At 62.4% G+C, this 17,523-nt stretch carries 19 protein-coding genes; 16 read left to right on the top strand and 3 right to left on the bottom strand.

The genetic code is table 11. The features are described 5' to 3' along the window. Window positions 1-116: 116 nt before the first annotated feature. Window positions 117-551, top strand: coding sequence for a helix-turn-helix domain-containing protein (locus tag GVL04_RS18730; RefSeq protein ID WP_159707313.1), 435 nt, complete (start codon window positions 117-119; stop codon window positions 549-551). 93 nt (window positions 552-644) lie between these two features. Here GVL04_RS18730 and GVL04_RS18725 read toward each other — a convergent pair whose 3' ends face one another. Next, a complete protein-coding gene (locus GVL04_RS18725) occupies window positions 645-1,184 on the bottom strand; it encodes a MarR family winged helix-turn-helix transcriptional regulator (RefSeq protein WP_159707311.1) in 540 nt (179 codons plus the stop codon). Between the two features lie 68 nt (window positions 1,185-1,252). Between GVL04_RS18725 and GVL04_RS18720 the strand changes: the two genes are divergently transcribed. From GVL04_RS18720 to dapF, 6 genes are all read left to right on the top strand, one after another. After that, entirely contained in the window at window positions 1,253-1,450 is a 198-nt protein-coding gene (locus tag GVL04_RS18720; RefSeq protein WP_235036351.1) for a DUF3046 domain-containing protein, read from the top strand. 248 nt (window positions 1,451-1,698) lie between these two features. Continuing rightward, window positions 1,699-2,739 (top strand): recombinase RecA, encoded by a 1,041-nt coding sequence (gene recA, locus GVL04_RS18715; RefSeq protein ID WP_089594401.1) that lies wholly within the window; start codon window positions 1,699-1,701, stop codon window positions 2,737-2,739. Further along, entirely contained in the window at window positions 2,729-3,271 is a 543-nt protein-coding gene (locus GVL04_RS18710) for a regulatory protein RecX (RefSeq protein ID WP_159707307.1), read from the top strand. Before recA ends, GVL04_RS18710 begins: the two co-directional genes overlap by 11 nt. Then, a complete protein-coding gene (miaB, locus tag GVL04_RS18705; protein ID WP_159707305.1) occupies window positions 3,271-4,800 on the top strand; it encodes a tRNA (N6-isopentenyl adenosine(37)-C2)-methylthiotransferase MiaB in 1,530 nt (509 codons plus the stop codon). The genes GVL04_RS18710 and miaB overlap by 1 nt, the downstream gene beginning before the upstream one ends. Window positions 4,801-4,819: 19 nt before the next feature. Then, the gene (gene miaA, locus GVL04_RS18700; RefSeq protein WP_159707303.1) at window positions 4,820-5,737 is read left to right on the top strand and encodes a tRNA (adenosine(37)-N6)-dimethylallyltransferase MiaA; all 918 of its coding nucleotides are present in this window, start codon (window positions 4,820-4,822) and stop codon (window positions 5,735-5,737) included. Between the two features lie 46 nt (window positions 5,738-5,783). Continuing rightward, complete coding sequence (gene dapF / locus GVL04_RS18695; protein ID WP_159707301.1) at window positions 5,784-6,752, top strand: diaminopimelate epimerase; 969 nt, start codon at window positions 5,784-5,786, stop codon at window positions 6,750-6,752. On the opposite strand, the gene GVL04_RS18690 is transcribed toward dapF, so the two are convergent. Continuing rightward, a complete protein-coding gene (locus tag GVL04_RS18690; protein WP_159707299.1) occupies window positions 6,733-7,347 on the bottom strand; it encodes a class I SAM-dependent methyltransferase in 615 nt (204 codons plus the stop codon). The two genes, dapF and GVL04_RS18690, sit on opposite strands and share 20 nt — an antisense overlap. A gap of 518 nt (window positions 7,348-7,865) precedes the next feature. On the opposite strand from GVL04_RS18690, the gene hflX reads away from it, so the two are divergent. Further along, the gene (gene hflX, locus GVL04_RS18685) at window positions 7,866-9,428 is read left to right on the top strand and encodes a GTPase HflX (RefSeq protein ID WP_159707297.1); all 1,563 of its coding nucleotides are present in this window, start codon (window positions 7,866-7,868) and stop codon (window positions 9,426-9,428) included. Next, window positions 9,421-11,481, top strand: a complete 2,061-nt coding sequence (locus GVL04_RS18680) for an ATP-dependent DNA helicase (protein ID WP_159707295.1) — start codon at window positions 9,421-9,423, stop codon at window positions 11,479-11,481. The genes hflX and GVL04_RS18680 overlap by 8 nt, the downstream gene beginning before the upstream one ends. Window positions 11,482-11,572: 91 nt before the next feature. On the opposite strand, the gene lexA is transcribed toward GVL04_RS18680, so the two are convergent. Further along, the gene (gene lexA / locus GVL04_RS18675; RefSeq protein ID WP_159707293.1) at window positions 11,573-12,316 is read right to left on the bottom strand and encodes a transcriptional repressor LexA; all 744 of its coding nucleotides are present in this window, start codon (window positions 12,314-12,316) and stop codon (window positions 11,573-11,575) included. Window positions 12,317-12,663: 347 nt separating this feature from the next. Here lexA and GVL04_RS18670 point away from each other — a divergent pair, with 347 nt between their 5' ends. From GVL04_RS18670 to GVL04_RS18645, 7 genes are all read left to right on the top strand, one after another. Further along, entirely contained in the window at window positions 12,664-13,023 is a 360-nt protein-coding gene (locus GVL04_RS18670) for a LysM peptidoglycan-binding domain-containing protein (RefSeq protein WP_159707291.1), read from the top strand. Window positions 13,024-13,101: 78 nt separating this feature from the next. Further along, a complete protein-coding gene (locus GVL04_RS18665; RefSeq protein ID WP_159707289.1) occupies window positions 13,102-14,220 on the top strand; it encodes a histidinol-phosphate transaminase in 1,119 nt (372 codons plus the stop codon). A 46-nt stretch (window positions 14,221-14,266) separates the two neighbouring features. Continuing rightward, on the top strand, window positions 14,267-14,893 hold the full coding sequence (gene hisB, locus GVL04_RS18660) for an imidazoleglycerol-phosphate dehydratase HisB (RefSeq protein WP_089594411.1): 627 nt from the start codon (window positions 14,267-14,269) through the stop codon (window positions 14,891-14,893). Further along, window positions 14,890-15,642, top strand: coding sequence for an imidazole glycerol phosphate synthase subunit HisH (hisH, locus tag GVL04_RS18655; RefSeq protein ID WP_159707287.1), 753 nt, complete (start codon window positions 14,890-14,892; stop codon window positions 15,640-15,642). The genes hisB and hisH overlap by 4 nt, the downstream gene beginning before the upstream one ends. Then, entirely contained in the window at window positions 15,643-15,801 is a 159-nt protein-coding gene (locus GVL04_RS24550; RefSeq protein WP_200846897.1) for a hypothetical protein, read from the top strand. It begins immediately after the preceding gene. Window positions 15,802-15,847: 46 nt separating this feature from the next. Further along, window positions 15,848-16,591 (top strand): bifunctional 1-(5-phosphoribosyl)-5-((5-phosphoribosylamino)methylideneamino)imidazole-4-carboxamide isomerase/phosphoribosylanthranilate isomerase PriA, encoded by a 744-nt coding sequence (gene priA / locus GVL04_RS18650; protein ID WP_159707285.1) that lies wholly within the window; start codon window positions 15,848-15,850, stop codon window positions 16,589-16,591. Further along, window positions 16,591-17,511 (top strand): SseB family protein, encoded by a 921-nt coding sequence (locus GVL04_RS18645; protein WP_159707283.1) that lies wholly within the window; start codon window positions 16,591-16,593, stop codon window positions 17,509-17,511. The genes priA and GVL04_RS18645 overlap by 1 nt, the downstream gene beginning before the upstream one ends. Window positions 17,512-17,523 lie beyond the last annotated feature (12 nt).

The following is a 17,523-nucleotide window of genomic DNA, read 5'->3' as shown; positions in this document are numbered from 1 at the left end:
ATTGCCAATAGTTGTGTCATTGTGTCGCTTCGGAAGAGCCGGGGCGCCTAGGATGTAGAAACCAACCCGGTCCGCCAGCCAGCGAACCGGATGAACGAGGGAGCAAGGCGATACAGATGGTAAAGCAGCCCGTGTCCGTGAACGGCGTTGTCCGCTGGAAGGATGTGGGCTTGGCTGATCAGGCACAGAGCGAACAGAAGGAGCGCAAAATGGTTGTACTACGCCACGAGATCGGTGATGTACTGCGCGATGTCCGCCAGCGTCAGGGCCGTACCCTCCGCGAGGTCTCGCACAGCGCCCGCGTCTCACTTGGATACTTGAGTGAAGTTGAACGCGGCCAGAAGGAGGCTTCTTCCGAGCTCCTGTCCTCTATCTGCACAGCCCTGGATGTTCCGTTGTCCCACATGCTCCGCGAAGTCAGCGACCGCGTGGCCGTTGCCGAAGGCGTGGCCGTACCGGATACCGTTCCCCAGGAATTCTCCCAGCGTTACGGTCGCGATATGGACCTTACGGACGACTTCCCGCAGGGAATGCTCTCCGGCGCCCGGTAGCCGTTCCACCAGAGTCATGACGAAGGTCCCCAGCCATTGGCTGGGGACCTTTCTCGTTGAGTTTGCGGGATCCCGGTTGCTGCAGGATGCCGCTCAAACTCCCGCGGGCTTGTCCTCGGCGTCGATTCCTGGTTCCTTCACGTTGAGCACGCCGTCGCCATAGATGGCGTTGAGCCGGCCCATGTAATCGGCGAGCGTCTGGACGTCCTCCAGTGGCCATTCGCCCAGGCGTTCGCGGAACACCTGCCGGCGGGCGTCCTGGACCTGGTGCATCTTTTCCTCGCCCTTATCCGTCAGGCGGATGGATTGCGCCCTGCCGTCCTGCGGATCGGCTTCCTTGTACACGAGGCCAATGCTTTCAAGAAAGGCGATCTGGCGGCTCACGGACGGCTTGCCCACGCCGATGCAGGTGGCGAGGTCCGTCAACCGGATCGGACCTTCCCGTCGGATGACGGTAAGCAGCCCGTAGGCGGCCGGTTCCATGTCGGGATGGACCTGGCGTGACAATTGATGCGAGATCGATCGGGCGCGACGCCAGAGCAGGCTCAGCTGGTGTTCCACCTGCTGGAGGGCGTCGTCCACGGCGTCGCCTGGCACGGCCTGACCGGGCGTGCTCGGGAGAGGATTGCTCATGGCAACCATTCTAGAGTCCGGCTCCGTGAGAGACTCTATCCGTGAGGGCAAGTGACTTTTGGCGATTGATGGACGATGAATTCGGGGCCGGCTATTCCCGGGTCCTCGCCGGCTCCCTGGTACTCGCAGGCGTAGGCGGGCGGACTGCCGTAGAGGCCCTGGCCTCCGGATACCACCCCCGCGAGGTGTGGTTGGCCGTGTGCGAAGTCCAGGATGTTCCGGCTGAACGCAGGCTGGGTCGGGACGTTAAACCGGCCTCCAGCTGAGGGCTGAACTGCCGCCCCGGCGGGGACACGCCCGGGCCATTGTTCGAATATCTGTTCGGATGGGGATATGCTCCTGTGAGAGGAAAATTGATCCCGAAGGCCGCATTTCCGAGCATCCGGATTGCCCGGTTGTCCACATAGCCGGATTCGGCTCATAAAAATGTCAGGGCAGCGTAATAGCGTCTGACATGACAGGAAAGCGGCCCCTCGGGCCACTCCACAGCGAGAAAGCATCAGAGGTGTGAACCATGGCGGCAACCCCGGATCGTGAAAAGGCGCTCGAAGCAGCGCTTGCCCAGATCGACAAGCAGTTCGGTAAAGGCTCCATCATGCGCCTGGGTGATGACACCCGGGCTCCCATCGAGGTTATCCCTACCGGCTCCATTGCGCTGGATATCGCCCTCGGCATAGGTGGCCTGCCCCGTGGCCGCGTGGTGGAAATCTACGGCCCGGAATCCTCGGGTAAAACGACCGTTGCGCTGCACGCCGTTGCCAGCGCCCAGCGCGCCGGTGGCATCGCGGCCTTCATTGACGCTGAGCACGCCCTGGACCCGGACTACGCTGCCAAGCTTGGCGTGGACACGGACGCACTCCTGGTCTCCCAGCCGGATACCGGTGAGCAGGCGCTGGAAATCATGGACATGCTGGTGGGCTCAGGCTCGCTGGACATCGTGGTCATTGACTCCGTGGCAGCGTTGGTTCCCCGCGCCGAAATCGAAGGCGAAATGGGCGACTCCCACGTTGGTCTCCAGGCCCGCCTCATGAGCCAGGCCTTGCGTAAGATCACGGGACGCCTGAGCCAGACCAAGACCACCGCAATCTTTATCAACCAGTTGCGTGAAAAGATCGGTGTCTTCTTCGGATCCCCGGAAACCACCACCGGTGGTAAGGCGCTGAAGTTCTACGCCTCCGTGCGCATCGACGTTCGCCGAATCCAGACACTGAAGGAAGGTGCGGATTCCGTCGGTAACCGCACCAAGGCAAAGATCGTCAAAAACAAAATGGCTCCGCCGTTCAAAATCGCCGAGTTCGACATCATCTATGGCCAGGGCATCTCCCGTGAGGGCGGCATCATTGACATGGGTGTTGAGCACGGCATCATCAAGAAGTCCGGTTCGTGGTTCACGTACGACGGCGATCAGCTGGGCCAAGGCATGGAGAACTCACGGCGGTTCCTGCGGGACAACCCTGAGCTGGCCCAGGAGTTGGAGCGCCTGATCAAGGAAAAGCTTGGCGTTGGTGTCAAGCCGGAGGAAGACTCCCCAAAGCTGAAGGCCGTTGACGGTTAGGAGAGGGCCGGATCCGGATTCGTCCGTATCCGCCGATCCCGAGCCTGATCCCGAATCCGTGGCGCGTGCCATCGTCCTGAGGCAATTGACGATGGCGCCGCGGAGTCGGCTGCAGCTCTCCCGCAAGCTCGCGGAACGGAATGTTCCCGAACATGTGGCCGAAGCAGTCCTGGACCGGTTCGAAGAGGTCCAGCTGATCGATGATGCAGAGTTCGCCAGGATGTGGGTCCGCAGCCGCTCGCAAAGCAAGAAGCTCGCCAAGGGCGCACTTCGTCGCGAGTTGGCTGACAAGGGCATCGAACTGGATGCAGCCGAAGAAGCCCTGTCGCAGCTCAGCGATCAGGACGAGGAACTGGCCGCACGGGAGCTTGTTGAACGTAAGTTGCGGCCGGGGGTCGACTTGACGGATCGCGCGGAGCGGGACAAATACACGCGCCGGCTGGCATCCATGCTGGCCCGCAAGGGCTATGCCCCGTCCGTTGCCTTCAGGATCGTCGGTGAGGTGCTGGCAGAAGCCGGTACCCTTGAGTAGTGAGTTTGACCATTCCCTCCCCAACAGCTGCCACCACTCCTTCGGCTGAGCCCAGGACCTATCAGGTCCGTACTTTCGGCTGCCAAATGAATGTCCATGATTCAGAGCGCATGGCCGGACTCCTGGAGGACGCGGGCTACGTGCCCGCCGAGGGTGAGCTCGCCGACGTGGTGGTTTTCAACACCTGCGCTGTTCGGGAAAACGCGGATAACAAACTCTACGGAAACCTCGGCCAGCTCAGGCAGGTCAAGGCGGCAAACCCAGGCATGCAGATCGCTGTCGGTGGTTGCCTGGCCCAAAAGGACAGGGAAACCATAGTCAAAAAGGCGCCGTGGGTTGACGCCGTGTTCGGCACCCACAACGTCGGCGCGCTGCCCGCCCTGTTGAAGCGTGCCCGCCACAACAACGAGGCACAACTTGAGATCCTCGAATCGCTGGATGTCTTCCCCTCAACACTTCCCACCAAGCGCGACTCCGTTTACTCGGGGTGGGTTTCCATCTCCGTGGGCTGCAACAACACCTGCACGTTCTGCATCGTGCCCTCTCTCCGCGGCAAGGAAAAGGACCGTCGCCCAGGGGAGATCCTTGCCGAGATCCAGGCGCTCGTGGACGACGGAGCGGTGGAAGTGACCCTGCTGGGCCAGAACGTGAACTCCTATGGAGTGGAATTCGGAGACCGACTGGCATTCTCCAAGCTCCTTCGTGCCTGCGGTGAAATCGAAGGTCTGGAGCGCGTCCGCTTCACCAGCCCGCACCCGGCCGCTTTCACCGACGACGTTATCGATGCCATGGCCGAGACATCCAACGTGATGCCGCAGCTGCACATGCCGTTGCAATCCGGTTCGGACAAGGTCCTCAAAGACATGCGGCGTTCTTACCGCTCCAGCCGGTTCCTCGGGATCCTGGACAAGGTCCGTGAGCGGATTCCGAACGCAGCCATCACCACGGACATCATTGTGGGGTTTCCCGGGGAAACCGAGGAGGATTTCCAAGCGACCCTTGATGTTGTGGAGAAGTCCCGCTTCGCCTCCGCCTTCACCTTCCAGTACTCCAAACGTCCCGGAACGCCGGCCGCTGACCTGCCTGAGCAGCTCCCCAAGGCCGTAGTACAGGAGCGTTTCGAACGGTTGACTGCGCTTCAGGACCGTATCGCAGCAGAGGAGAACGCCAAGCAGCTGGGACGTACGGTTGAAGTCCTTGTGACCGCGCAATCGGGTCGAAAAGCCGAGGAGACCCATCGGTTGTCCGGTCGGTCCAAGGACCAGCGACTGGTCCACTTCTCCGTGCCGGCCGGGGCAGAAACTCCCCGCCCGGGCGACTTCGTCACTGTGACCATCACAGAGGCCGCTGCCTTCCACCTCGTCGCAGATCCGGCCAGTGCAGAGGACTATCTTTTGCGCCGTTCCCGCGCTGGTGATGCGTGGGATCGTTCCCAGGCTGATTCCTGTGGGGTCCCCGCGCCGGGATCAGCCTCCGGCAAGACCGGGGTGTCGTTGGGCATGCCGTCGTTGCCGGTTCGCCGCGCCTAGCTGCGGACCTCCGGATCCCATGTCGAATTTCCCTCAGGACACACCCCAGCCCGTCATTGCGGTCATAGGACCCACCGGTTCCGGTAAATCCGATCTGGGCGTCAACCTCGCGTTGGCTCTGGACGGTGAAGTCATCAACGCGGATGCCTTGCAGTTCTACCGGGGCATGGATATTGGCACGGCCAAGATCACCGCGGCGGAGCGAAAGGGGGTACCTCACCATCTGCTGGACACCATGGACGTCACGCAGGAAGCCAGCGTGGCCGACTTCCAAGAGGAATGCCGCGCGGCCATCGAGGACATCCACTCACGTGGAAAACGCGCCATCCTGGTGGGAGGCTCTGGACTGTACGTCCGTGCGGCCCTGGACGTCCTGGAGTTTCCCGGCACCGATCCGATGATTCGAAGGTCGCTGGAGGAGGAGTGTGAAGTGAGTGGGCTCGCACCGCTGCGCGCCCGCCTCGAGGACGTCGATCCTGTGTCTGCTGCCCGCCTTGGAGACGCCCGTCGAGTGATCCGTGCGCTGGAGGTGCACCAGCTCACTGGGCGGCCCTTCAGTTCGTTCATGCCGCAGCGGGAGTACTTCCAGCCTGCCCTGCAGATCGGCCTGGCCGTGGACAGGGAGGTGCTCAGGGAACGGTTGGCTCTCCGGGTTCATCGGATGGTGGAGGCCGGCCTCCTGGACGAAGTTGAGCGGCTCGATGCTGCCGGACTGCGGAGGGGCAAGACTGCCCCCCGTGCTTTGGGGTACGCACAGTTCCTGAGGGTTCTTGACGGCGAAAGTGACGTTACGGCTGCGGCAGAGGAAACCATCGTGGCCACCAGGCAGTTCGCCAGACGCCAGTTGACGTGGTTCCGGGCAGATCCCCGCATCACATGGATCGACTGGCAGGATCCTGCCTTGGTGGCCAAGGCTGTGGCAGCAGCCGGGCAGTAGCCTGCGCAATTTCTGGCCGAACATGCGTGGAAGGTAGCCTAGTTCCATGGATGAAACCGTCGCAGTTCCCGCCCCGCAGTCCGCAACTGCCGGTGCTCCCGTAACCGCTTCCAGCCTTGTCGGTCTTGGGTTTTCCAAGGGCCACGGAACGGGCAACGACTTCGTCCTGATTGCCGACCCCGGAGACGCCCACGAAATCACTCCCGAACAGGTTGCACAGCTCTGCGACCGCCACGTGGGGATTGGTGGAGACGGCCTTATCCGCGCCGTACCGTCACGTTTTCTCCCCGAAGGCCGGGACCTGCTTGAGCAGGACCCAGACGCCGAATGGTTCATGGATTACCGCAACGGCGACGGTTCCCTTTCGGAAATGTGCGGTAACGGCGTCCGCGTCTTCGTCCACTTCCTCATTGCCGAGAAATTGGTGGACCTGGGTCCGGGCGAAACTTTGACCATAGGAACACGCGGCGGCATCAAGAAAGTGGTCCGCACCGCCAGCGGCTATGCCGTGGATATGGGCCCGTGGGAGTTCATCTTCCCGCAGGAAGCCACCAGCAAGGCCATGGACGCCCTCGTCAGCGCAGAGGGCCTGGAAGTGGCACGGCCGGGCCTCTCCGTCAGTATGGGGAATCCACACACCGTGGTTGCCCTTGCGGAGATCAGTGAGCTTTCGGCCACGCAACTGTTCAAAGCGCCGGTGGTTGATCCCAAGCCTGCCAACGGAACCAACGTCGAATTCGTCGTTCCTGCAGAGCCGTTGGTTGAAGACGGCGTCGGCACCATCACCATGCGGGTCCATGAGCGTGGCGTGGGGGAGACGCAGTCATGCGGTACCGGTGCCTGTGCCGCCGCCGTCGCCATTCGTCACTGGGCCGGCAACACGGCGCCGAACGATTGGCACGTCAAGGTGCCCGGCGGCGTCGTTGACGTTAAGTTCTTCCCCGGCGCGGGCGGCCGCGAGCACGTAGAGCTCAGCGGCCCTGCCGTCATCGTGGCTACTGGGACGCTTTCCTGACCCGAATAATCCTGAAGGACTTGGACGTACTCTCGCGCGAAACCGTGTAGGTTTTGTCCAGTTCACCGGCGAGCCAGCGCTGGAGGGAGTCGGAGCCAAGGTTCTTTTGGACCACCAGCCACGCATTGCCTCCCGGGGCAAGGCGGGGAAGCCACGTTAGCAAGAGCGTGTGAAGTTCATCTTTGCCGATACGGATGGGCGGGTTGGACCAGATAGTGTCGAATTCGACGCCGGGGTCTACCTCATGGGGGAGGCTTGCCGCCACGTTGGTCAGGCTCAGGGACGCTGCGTTCTCGTTGGTCAGAGTGACGCACCGTTCGTTGACGTCCACCGCATGCACCTTCGCATGGGGTGCCATCAAACCCAATGTCAAGGCGATGGGACCCCAACCACAGCCGATGTCCAAGAGGTTTCCCTGCGGCGAAGGGGGCGGAACTTCCGAGAAGAGTATTGCGGTGCCCTTGTCCACGCCGTCGGGGCTGAAGATGCCGGAAGAGGTCTGCAAATGGCGTGTGGCTCCAGCGAGTTCCACCGTGAGTGGCTTTCTGGTGAACGGTCCAGCTGGTTGGGCGGTGAAATAGTGTGCAGACTCCATAATTTGCCAGATTAGTTGGCTAACGGCGCCATGGGAAACTGCCCCCGCCAAGGGGTGGTTTGACACCGGATGATAATGTGGAACGCATGTTCTTGATCTTCGAGTAAAAAGCCGAAACCCGCCTGATTCACCAGGCGCAACACGGCAACGCCCGCGATGCAGGCCCGCTCTTGGCTATCAGCCAAGCAAAGGTCTTTCCGCCAGGCAGGTCCCACAGGCACAGTCCATTGACGCTTTCCCGTCACGGACTCTTTGAAGATCCCACTATCCAGTCAGCTACCTGATCCGCCAACCACTGCGCGGTTACACGGTAGGGGCGGGCAGTGCATTCTCCAGGTAGCCAGGAACCTCCGCGCGGATCCAACCACGCCAGAACACAGCAACCGCTGCCCATGCCACGGGTGGCCGTTCAGCACAGGAGGCCCCTTTTGGCCCAAGCCCGTCAGCCCAGCGCGAATAGCGCCCCATTGAGCAACAAACAGCACTATTCTGGAATTGCCGAACAGTCTAAGGAGACCATGACCACCCAGAAGCACTCCGGATCCGATTCCGACGCCCAGGACATGAGTCCTGAACAAATCCAGGCCGTCATCGACCGGATTCTTTCCAAGGATGTACCTGCGCAGACATCCGATGACAACGATGCCGGTGGTGTGTTCGGCAAGGCGCAGGCGATTTCCACACTTGACCAGGAACACAGCATTTACGACGGCGACCAGGAAGATCTGGCTGAACGCCGCGCATTGCGCCGCACCGCTGGACTGTCCACCGAACTCGAAGATGTCACCGAGGTCGAATACCGGCAACTGCGCCTCGAACGCGTTGTCCTTGCCGGACTGTGGACAGAAGGCACCCTTGCCGATGCCGAGAATTCGCTTCGCGAGCTCGCTGCACTGGCAGAAACTGCCGGCTCGGAGGTCCTTGACGGTTTGGTCCAGCGGCGCACGAAGCCGGACCCGGGCACCTTCCTGGGATCGGGCAAGGCCCAAGAGCTCAAGGACATCGTTGCCGCCACCGGTGCGGACACCGTAGTGGTGGACACTGAGCTGGCGCCTTCCCAGCGCCGCGGCCTTGAAGACATTGTGAAGGTCAAGGTCGTGGACAGGACCACCCTGATCCTGGACATCTTCGCCCAGCACGCCAAGAGCCGGGAAGGCAAGGCCCAGGTTGAGCTTGCACAGCTCGAGTACCTGCTCCCGCGCCTTCGTGGTTGGGGTGACTCCATGTCCCGCCAGGCCGGTGGCCAAGTGGGTGGAGCCGGCGCAGGTATGGGCTCGCGTGGTCCTGGTGAAACCAAGATCGAACTGGACCGGCGTCGCATCCGCACGCGGATGGCCAAGCTGCGCCGGGAAATCGCCGCGATGAAGCCGGCCCGCGAGACCAAGCGTGCCAACCGCCGTCGTAATGCTGTTCCTTCTGTCGCCATCGCCGGCTACACCAACGCCGGCAAGTCGTCGCTTCTGAACCGCCTGACTGACGCCGGTGTCCTTGTCGAGAACGCCCTGTTCGCCACATTGGATCCGACCGTTCGCAAGGCCCAGACGCCGGATGGCATTGGCTACACGCTGGCTGACACTGTTGGGTTCGTCCGGTCGCTGCCGACGCAGCTGATTGAGGCCTTCCGGTCAACGCTGGAGGAAGTTGCAGATTCGGATCTGATCCTGCACGTCGTGGATGCCTCGCACCCGGACCCAGAAGGTCAGATTGCTGCCGTACGGGCTGTTTTCACAGAAGTGGACGCCCGTAAGATTCCTGAGATCATCGTCCTGAACAAGGTCGATGTCGCGGATCCTTTCGTCGTGGAGCGCCTCAAGCAGAAGGAGCCCCGCCATGCGGTGGTTTCCACCCGTACAGGCCAGGGCATCGCGGAGCTGCTGGAAGACATCAGCCAGTCCATTCCACGGCCGGGCGTGCGGCTGGAGCTGCTCATTCCCTACGACCGTGGCGACATGATCAGCAAGCTGCACAGCTCTGATTCGGAGATCCTCGATCTTGAGCACGAGGAAAACGGGACCCGTGTGGTGGTCATGGTCCGCGAGGGCTTGGCAGCCGAACTGGAGTCTTTCGTCAGCAATGGTTGAGAAGGTGGCGGCGGACGCCGTCGAATCGGTGGGGGAGAAAACCACCCTGGAACTGTTGGATCGTGCTGTTGCCGGCATGGGCGGTCAAAGCCGTGCCGGCCAGCACGAGATGGCCAAACACGTCACCCGGGCGATTGAAACCGGGGAGCACCTGCTGGTCCAGGCGGGAACGGGAACAGGTAAGTCTTTGGCGTACCTGATTCCGTTGATCGCGCATTCCATGGACAGCTCCAAACCGACGCTTGTGTCCACCGCCACCTTGGCACTGCAAACCCAGATCGTTGGCCGGGACCTCCCCCGGCTGTTGGAGACCATCAACCCTGCGCTTGAACGTCCCGTCAATGTGGCGCTCGTCAAGGGCAGGGCCAACTACGTCTGCCTGCAGAAACTTGAGGGTGGGTTCCCCAGCGAAGAACCGTCCGAGGGTCAGCTGTTTTCCTTAGGCGAGGACACCAGCGTGCCGCATTTCGCAGCATCCATGGGCGGACCGCAATCACAGCTTGGCAAGGAAGTGGTCCGCCTCCGCGAGTGGGCCGAAAAGACGACCACCGGCGACCGTGACGAACTGATGCCGGGAGTCACGGACCGTGCCTGGCGACAGGTCTCCGTGACCTCCATGGAGTGCCTCGGCGCGCAGAAGTGTCCGGTTGCTGAAGAGTGCTTCAGTGAGTTGGCGCGGTCCCGCGCAGGTGAGGCCGACGTCGTCGTCACCAATCACGCCATGCTTGCCGTCAGCGCCTTTGAGGGGCTGGCGGTGTTGCCTGAGTACGACGTCGTGGTGGTGGACGAGGCACACGAGCTGCAGGATCGTGTGACCGGCGCGGTCTCGGGCCAGCTGTCTGTGGCCATGGTCCACGCAGCTGCGTCCAGCGCGCGCAAGCACACCGCCATCACAGTGGATGCCCTCAACGCTGCTGCGGAGCGCCTGGATATGGCCATCGCAGGGGTACCCAACGGGTTGTTGGCCAGTGGGCTCAACGACGAACAGCTTGATTGCCTTGACCAGTTGCGTGATGCGACCCGTGCGGCGCTCTCCGATTCGAAGACCGACTCTTCAAACGCGGTCGACGGCGGCAGGCAGCTCGCGCGCTCACGGCTCATGCTCATACTTGAACTGTGCGAGCGGATGCTGGCCGCCAAAGAGAACCGGGAAGTGGTCTGGTTTTCCCGCAACAGCACCTTCGACCCCCAGCAGGGCTACTCGCAACCTGATGAAACGGCGCCGGCACTGATCAACATTGCTCCACTCAGCGTGGCGGGAAGGCTGCGTGAAGGCCTGTTCGCGGGCCACACTGTGGTACTCACCTCCGCCACGCTGGCCATTGGCGCTGCATTCGAACCGGCGGCTGGGGGTCTGGGCCTCATCGGTGACGGTGCCCCGAGCTGGACCGGGATCGATGTTGGATCGCCCTTTGATTACCCCAAACAGGGGGTGTTGTATGTGGCGAAGCACTTACCCAAGCCGGGGCGTGGGACCTCGCCCGAGGCTCTCGATGAGCTGGAAGACCTCATCCGGGCATCCCGCGGGGGAGCCCTTTGTCTCTTCTCCTCGCGGCGCGCCGCCGAAGAAGCCGCCGATGCCATGCGGCTGCGCCTGGACGTGGACATTCTCTGCCAGGGTGAATCCACCATGGCCGCCCTCGTGAAGCAATTCGCAGATGAGCCGGACACTTGCCTGTTTGGCACCATGTCCCTCTGGCAGGGCGTTGACGTCCCGGGTGGTTCGTGCCGCCTGGTAGTGATTGACCGCATACCCTTCCCGCGCCCCGATGATCCCCTGATGACTGCCCGCTCGCGGGCAGTCGCGCAGTCGGGCGGGAATGGCTTCATGGCCGTATCAGCAACGCACGCCGCCATCCGCCTGGCACAGGGCGCTGGGCGCCTTATCCGTTCAACGGGAGACAAAGGAGTTGTGGCCGTGCTCGATTCCAGGCTCTCGACGGAACGCTACGGAGGGTTCCTGAGGGCTGCGCTTCCGCCGTTCTGGGCAACGACCGACAGGGCGGTTGTGCGCGGCGTACTGGAACGCCTGGGCTCCGCCAAGGCCTCCTAAGGCCAACAAAGCCCTAGGGTCCAACAGAGGCTCCTGGATCCAATAAAGCCTCCTGGGTGCGGCATAAGCCGCCCAGGAGGCTCGTGGGCACCTACAGGGAACGAAGAACAGAGACAACCTTGCCCATGATGGTGGCCTGGTCGCCAAGGATAGGCTCGTATTGGGTGTTCTGGGGGAGCAGCCATGTGTGGCCATCGCGCTGGCGGAACGTCTTCACAGTAGCCTCGTCATCCAGCAGTGCGGCCACGATGTCGCCGTTGATGGCGTCGTTTTGGCGGCGCACAACTACCCAGTCACCGTCGCAGATGGCGGCATCAATCATTGAGTCGCCTGCCACCTTCAGCATGAACAGCTCGCCGTGGCCCACCAGTTGCCGGGGGAGGGGAAGTACGTCTTCCACTGTCTGGTCAGCCAGGATGGGGCCGCCCGCAGCGATCCGGCCAACCAAGGGCACCATGGCGGTATCGCTGGCGCTGGCCAGCTCCGTGACGGCAAGGCCACCAGCGCTGCGCAGAGTCGTAGGCGTTTCGACTCCGGGAATTGGTCCGCCATCCAAGGTCAACGGCATCAGGACTTCCATGGCTCGGGGGCGTTTGGGGTCCCTGCGGAGATAGCCGAGCTTTTCCAACTGGGAAAGCTGGTGGGTGACACTCGACAAACTGGCCAGACCTACGGTGTCGCCAATTTCACGCATGCTTGGCGGATACCCATTGTCATTCACCGAGCGTTGGATGGTCTCCAGTATTTTTTTCTGCCGGACAGTCAGGCTCTTGGGACTCTTTTGAGGCTGCTGGCTCCGCAGGGGTGCCCCGCCGCCTGTGGCTTTCGCTGCCATGTTCGCCAATGCCTTTCCATTCGCCCCGGAACGATCCCGGGGGTGTCGGGTCTGCAAAAAATGTCAGACCCTCCTGTTCCACTGAAACAGTGCTGTTTCTTCACTCAAACGTAGGGCAGGCACAGGCGTTTATCAAACATTTGTTCTAGCGAGTCTCGACACCGTTCGTTGATAAGTGCTAAAAATGTCATAGCAAGGTTCGAACATGTGTTCTATAAACCCGAGGCTGATGATGGATGTTCGAACAAGGTGTTCGAACATCCGGGGTCAGAGGAGGGGGAACACAAAGAATTGGCAGCCATGTACCGGGCTCCGGCGCAAGGCAATAGCTCAGAAGGGCTCAGCTCATGTCCGCAATCACTACGTTCGCTGATTTCCGCACTACCCAGGCCCCGACACGCCTGCGTCTTACCCGCCGGGGTCGGATGGTCTTCTTTGGCATCCCCGCAATGCTGCTGGTGGCTGCGCTGCTGAGCCTGGCCGGTTTTATTACGTCCCCTGCCAAGGCCTCGGACTCGCAGGCGCAGCTACACCCACCGGTCGCGGTGACTGTAACGGTCCAGCCGGGGCAGTCGCTGTGGGGCATCGCCGGCGCAGCTGCTCCCGAACGCGATCCCAGGGATGTCATCGCCGAGATCATTCAGCTCAATGACCTGCACGGCGGCCGGATCCAGCCCGGTCAGCAGTTGTTCGTCCCGGCAGGCTAACGTCCTTAACCGTGGCGGCATCCCGTGGCGGAGCGTCACAGTTACTCGGCAGTCCCCGTAGCCCCTTAAACTGTCTTGGTGAGTGACCAGCTTGAGCGACTAGACCGACTTCCCCTCCGGACCAACCTGCGTGGACTGAGCCCTTATGGCGCACCGCAGCTTGACGTTCCTATTCTGCTCAACGTCAACGAGAACACTCATGGCGTCCCTGCGGACGTCCAGGCAGCTATCACGGAAGCCGTCGCCGCCGCGGCCACGGGGCTGAACCGCTACCCGGACCGGGAGTTCACCGAACTCCGCGAGTCCTTGGCCGAATACCTTGGCCACGATCTCACTCCAGACAACATCTGGGCGGCCAATGGTTCAAATGAGGTCCTGCAGCAGATCCTCCAAGCATTCGGCGGACCTGGTCGAAAGGCACTCGGCTTCCCGCCCACGTATTCTATGTACCCCCTGCTGGCCAGTGGCACGGATACCGAATACGTACGCGGAGTGCGGGCTGACGACTACGGCCTGGATGCAGCCTCGGCGGCAGCGCAGGTTCGTGAAACAGGAGCCAACATAGTGTTCCTGTGCTCGCCCAACAACCCCACCGGAACAGGCCTGGGCCTGGACGTAGTTGAGGCTGTTTACGAGGCCGGTCAAGCCAGCCAGGCCATCGTGATCGTGGACGAGGCGTACCACGAGTTCGCGCACGACAACACGCCAAGTGCCCTGACCCTGCTGCCCGGACGCGAGCGTTTGATCGTTTCCCGGACCATGAGCAAGGCCTTCGCCCTCGCGGGTGCCCGGCTTGGCTACATGGCAGCAGCCCCCGAAGTCACGGACGCCATCAGGCTGGTCCGCCTCCCGTATCACCTGTCGGCTGTTACGCAGGCAACTGCCTTGGCAGCGCTCAACCACCGCGAGGCCCTCATGGCCGACGTCGAGGACATCAAGGTCCAACGCGACCGCATCGTGACCGAACTCCTGAGGATGGGTCTCAAGCCTTCGGCCTCGGACTCCAACTACGTCTTCTTCGGTGGGCTCGAGAACCCGCACGCCATCTGGCAAGGCCTTCTTGATGCGGGTGTGCTGGTTCGCGACGTCGGCATTCCCGGACACTTGCGGGTCACCGCAGGGACCGAGCCGGAAACCACGGCCTTCCTTGAGGCGCTGGAAGCGCTGCTGGACGGCCAGGCGCCACAGCGCGCCTAAACTTGTCCATAGACCCAACCCACTCTTCGTGTATAAGGACGTCCCAATGAGCGAAACCGGCGCCACGCCGTCCGCTGCCCGCACTGCGCGCATGGAGCGCACCACCAGTGAATCCTCCGTTCTGGTGGAGATCAACCTGGACGGGTCCGGTGTCTCGGACATCAGCACCTCTGTACCGTTCTATGACCACATGTTGACGGCGCTATGCAAGCACTCGTTGATTGACATGACCGTCAAGGCCACTGGCGATACCCACATCGATGCCCACCACACGGTGGAAGACGTGGCCATCACGTTCGGCGAAGTCCTGCGCACTGCTTTGGGCAACAAAGCCGGCATTCGCCGCTTTGGCGAAGCTACGGTTCCTTTGGACGAAGCCTTGGCCCACGCCGTAGTGGATGTTTCCGGTCGGCCTTACCTGGTGCACGGCGGGGAGCCCGCGGGCCAGGAATACCACCTCATCGGTGGCCACTTCACTGGTTCGTTGACCCGCCACGTTTTCGAGGCCATCACGCTGCACGCCGGAATCTGCCTGCACATGAACGTACTGGCGGGTCGCGATCCGCACCACATCGTGGAAGCACAATTCAAGGCCTTTGCGCGGGCACTCCGCGCTGCGGTGGAATCCGACCCCCGGGTCGAGGGCATTCCTTCCACGAAGGGGGCACTGTGAGCGGCCAGGTCCTCAAGGACGGCGCGGTCGCCGACACCATCGCTTCGGTCAGGCCCGAGTCTCCGGAAGGCAAGCCAACCGTCACCGTGCTCGATTACGGTTCGGGCAACGTTCGCTCCGCTGTCCGGGCACTTGAGCGAGCCGGTGCCCACGTAGTGCTGAGCTCCAAGCCGGAAGACGTCCTGAATGCCGACGGACTTGTCGTTCCCGGGGTGGGCGCCTTCGAGACCGTCATGAAGGAACTCAAGGCCGTGGATGCCATCCGCATGATCGGTCGCCGGGTTGCCGGCGGCCGCCCCGTACTGGCCATCTGTGTCGGCCTGCAAGTCCTCTTCGAGGCCGGGGTGGAGCACGGCACTGAATCCGAAGGCATGGCAGAGTGGCCCGGCAAGGTGGAGCTGCTTCCCGCTCCGGTAGTCCCGCACATGGGCTGGAACACCGTGGACGTTCCCGAAGGTTCCAAGCTCTTCGCCGGCGTGGAGCAGGAGCGCTTCTACTTTGTGCACTCCTACGGTGTGCAGGAGTGGAACTTCGATGTTGTGCAGCCCCGCATGGCTCCGCCCCAGGTGACGTGGTCCGAGCATGGTGCACGCTTCATCGCTGCAGTCGAAAACGGCCCGCTGTGCGCCACGCAGTTCCACCCCGAGAAATCGGGGGACGCCGGGGCGCGTCTGCTGCGGAACTGGGTTGATGGCCTGAAGAAGCCGGGCACGCCAAGCGAAGCAGCATCCGGAAGCGGTGCCGCCTAGATGTGGTCTGTTGTCCTCATGGGCCTCGCCGGTGTGCTGGTGGGTGGCGGCATTTCCTTCCATCAGCAGAAGAAGCCCCGCTGGGTTTCCATCTCTTTCTACGTGCTGGCCGGGATGTCCCTGCTGGCCGCCTACCTCTTGACGCTGCCCGGTAACTGAACCGGTCACTCGATAACCGCGCCACCCTCGAACTCCAAGGACCCACATGACCACCTCCGCCCAGTCCGTTCTGGAACTCCTGCCCGCCGTCGATATTGTTGATGGCCAGGCAGTCCGCCTCCTGCAAGGAGAAGCGGGCTCGGAAACCAGCTATGGAACACCGCTGGAAGCAGCCTTGAACTGGCAGAACGCAGGTGCCGAATGGGTTCATATGGTGGACCTTGACGCCGCTTTCGGTCGTGGCAACAACGCCGACCTCATCAGTGAGGTTGTCTCACAGTTGAACGTCAAGGTGGAACTGTCCGGCGGTTTGCGCGATGACGAATCACTGGAGCGTGCCCTGGACCTTGGCGTTGCACGCGTGAATCTCGGCACGGCAGCGTTGGAGAACCCCGAATGGACCCGCAGGGCCATCGACCGCTTCGGTGACAAGATCGCCGTCGGCCTTGATGTCCGCGGTACTACGCTCGCCGGTCGTGGCTGGACCAAGGAAGGCGGCGACCTCTGGGAAGTCCTGGCCCGCCTTGAGGATGCCGGCTGCGCCCGCTACGTCGTCACCGATGTCACCAAGGACGGTACCTTGCAAGGACCGAACGTGGAACTGCTGCGCCAGATGGTGGAGAAGACCGGAAAGCCTGTTGTGGCCTCGGGCGGAATTTCAAGCCTTGAGGACCTCCGGGTCCTGCGTGAACTTGTGCCATTGGGAGTAGAGGGCGCGATCGTGGGCAAGGCTCTCTATGCCGGTGCCTTCACCCTGCCCGAAGCCCTGGATGTTGCCGGTCGCCGCTGATGCCCCACGACGCCGGATACCCGCAAGGAAACCACGGCCACCATGGTGCCGGCAGCCGGAACCTGCCAGGCCACATTGCCGCTGCGTTGGCCGGTGCCGGGGGAGCGACTGACTCCGCCGGGCAACCGTGGGCAGGCAGGAGTCTCGCTGGAGACGACGCAAAGATCCACAACTTCGAGGACGACGACGGAACAGCGGACGCTGATTACCTCGCCGCTATTGCCGGGTTGGTCAACGGGACCGGAAGCGAAGCCGATGTAGTAGCCTCCCTCGCTACGGCGCGGGTGTTTGTTCCGGTCGTTGCCCAGCTCGCCGAGGAAGCGGATGGCGTTGACGGGCTGCATGCCGACAAGCAGGCTGATATGGCTTTGGTCACACTGAAGGCCCCCGATGGTCGTAAGGCCATGCCTGTCTTCACCTCGGCCGCAGCACTCGAGGCGTGGCACAGCGATGCCCGTCCCGTCGCCGTTTACGCGGCCCGCGCGGCACTTTCAGCTGTTTCCGAGGGCGCGCAGTTGTTGGTTTTGGATCCCGGCTCAGACTTCACCTTCGTGGTTCGCCGCCCGGCAATGTGGGCCCTGGCCCAACAGCGGGACTGGACGCCGTCATACCTTGATGATCAACTGGAGGCTGCTCTCGCTTCAACGGTGTCAGCCTTCAGGACCGTCCGGCGGCTGGAGACGCAACCCGGCGCTGGCGTTGCATCCTTGACGTCTGACGGGCGCACGGTGTCCGGTGGCGGACCGGGTCCGGAGTTGCGGGTGGTGCTCTTCCTCGAAGACGGCCTGGATGCCGTGGCTGTGCAATCGTTGGTTGCCCAACTCAACGAGGCGTGGGCGCGGATGGATTCCTTCGCTGAAGGCGTTGACTCCATTGAAGTGAAATTGCAGCGTGCAGCGCAGGAGCCTGGGCGGCACTAACGGCAGTACCGG

The sequence above is a fragment of the Arthrobacter sp. 18067 genome, from assembly GCF_902706295.1.
Taxonomy (GTDB): Bacteria; Actinomycetota; Actinomycetes; order Actinomycetales; family Micrococcaceae; genus Arthrobacter.
Note: the sequence above shows the minus strand (reverse complement) of the source record. Positions and strands in the feature narration are given on the sequence as shown.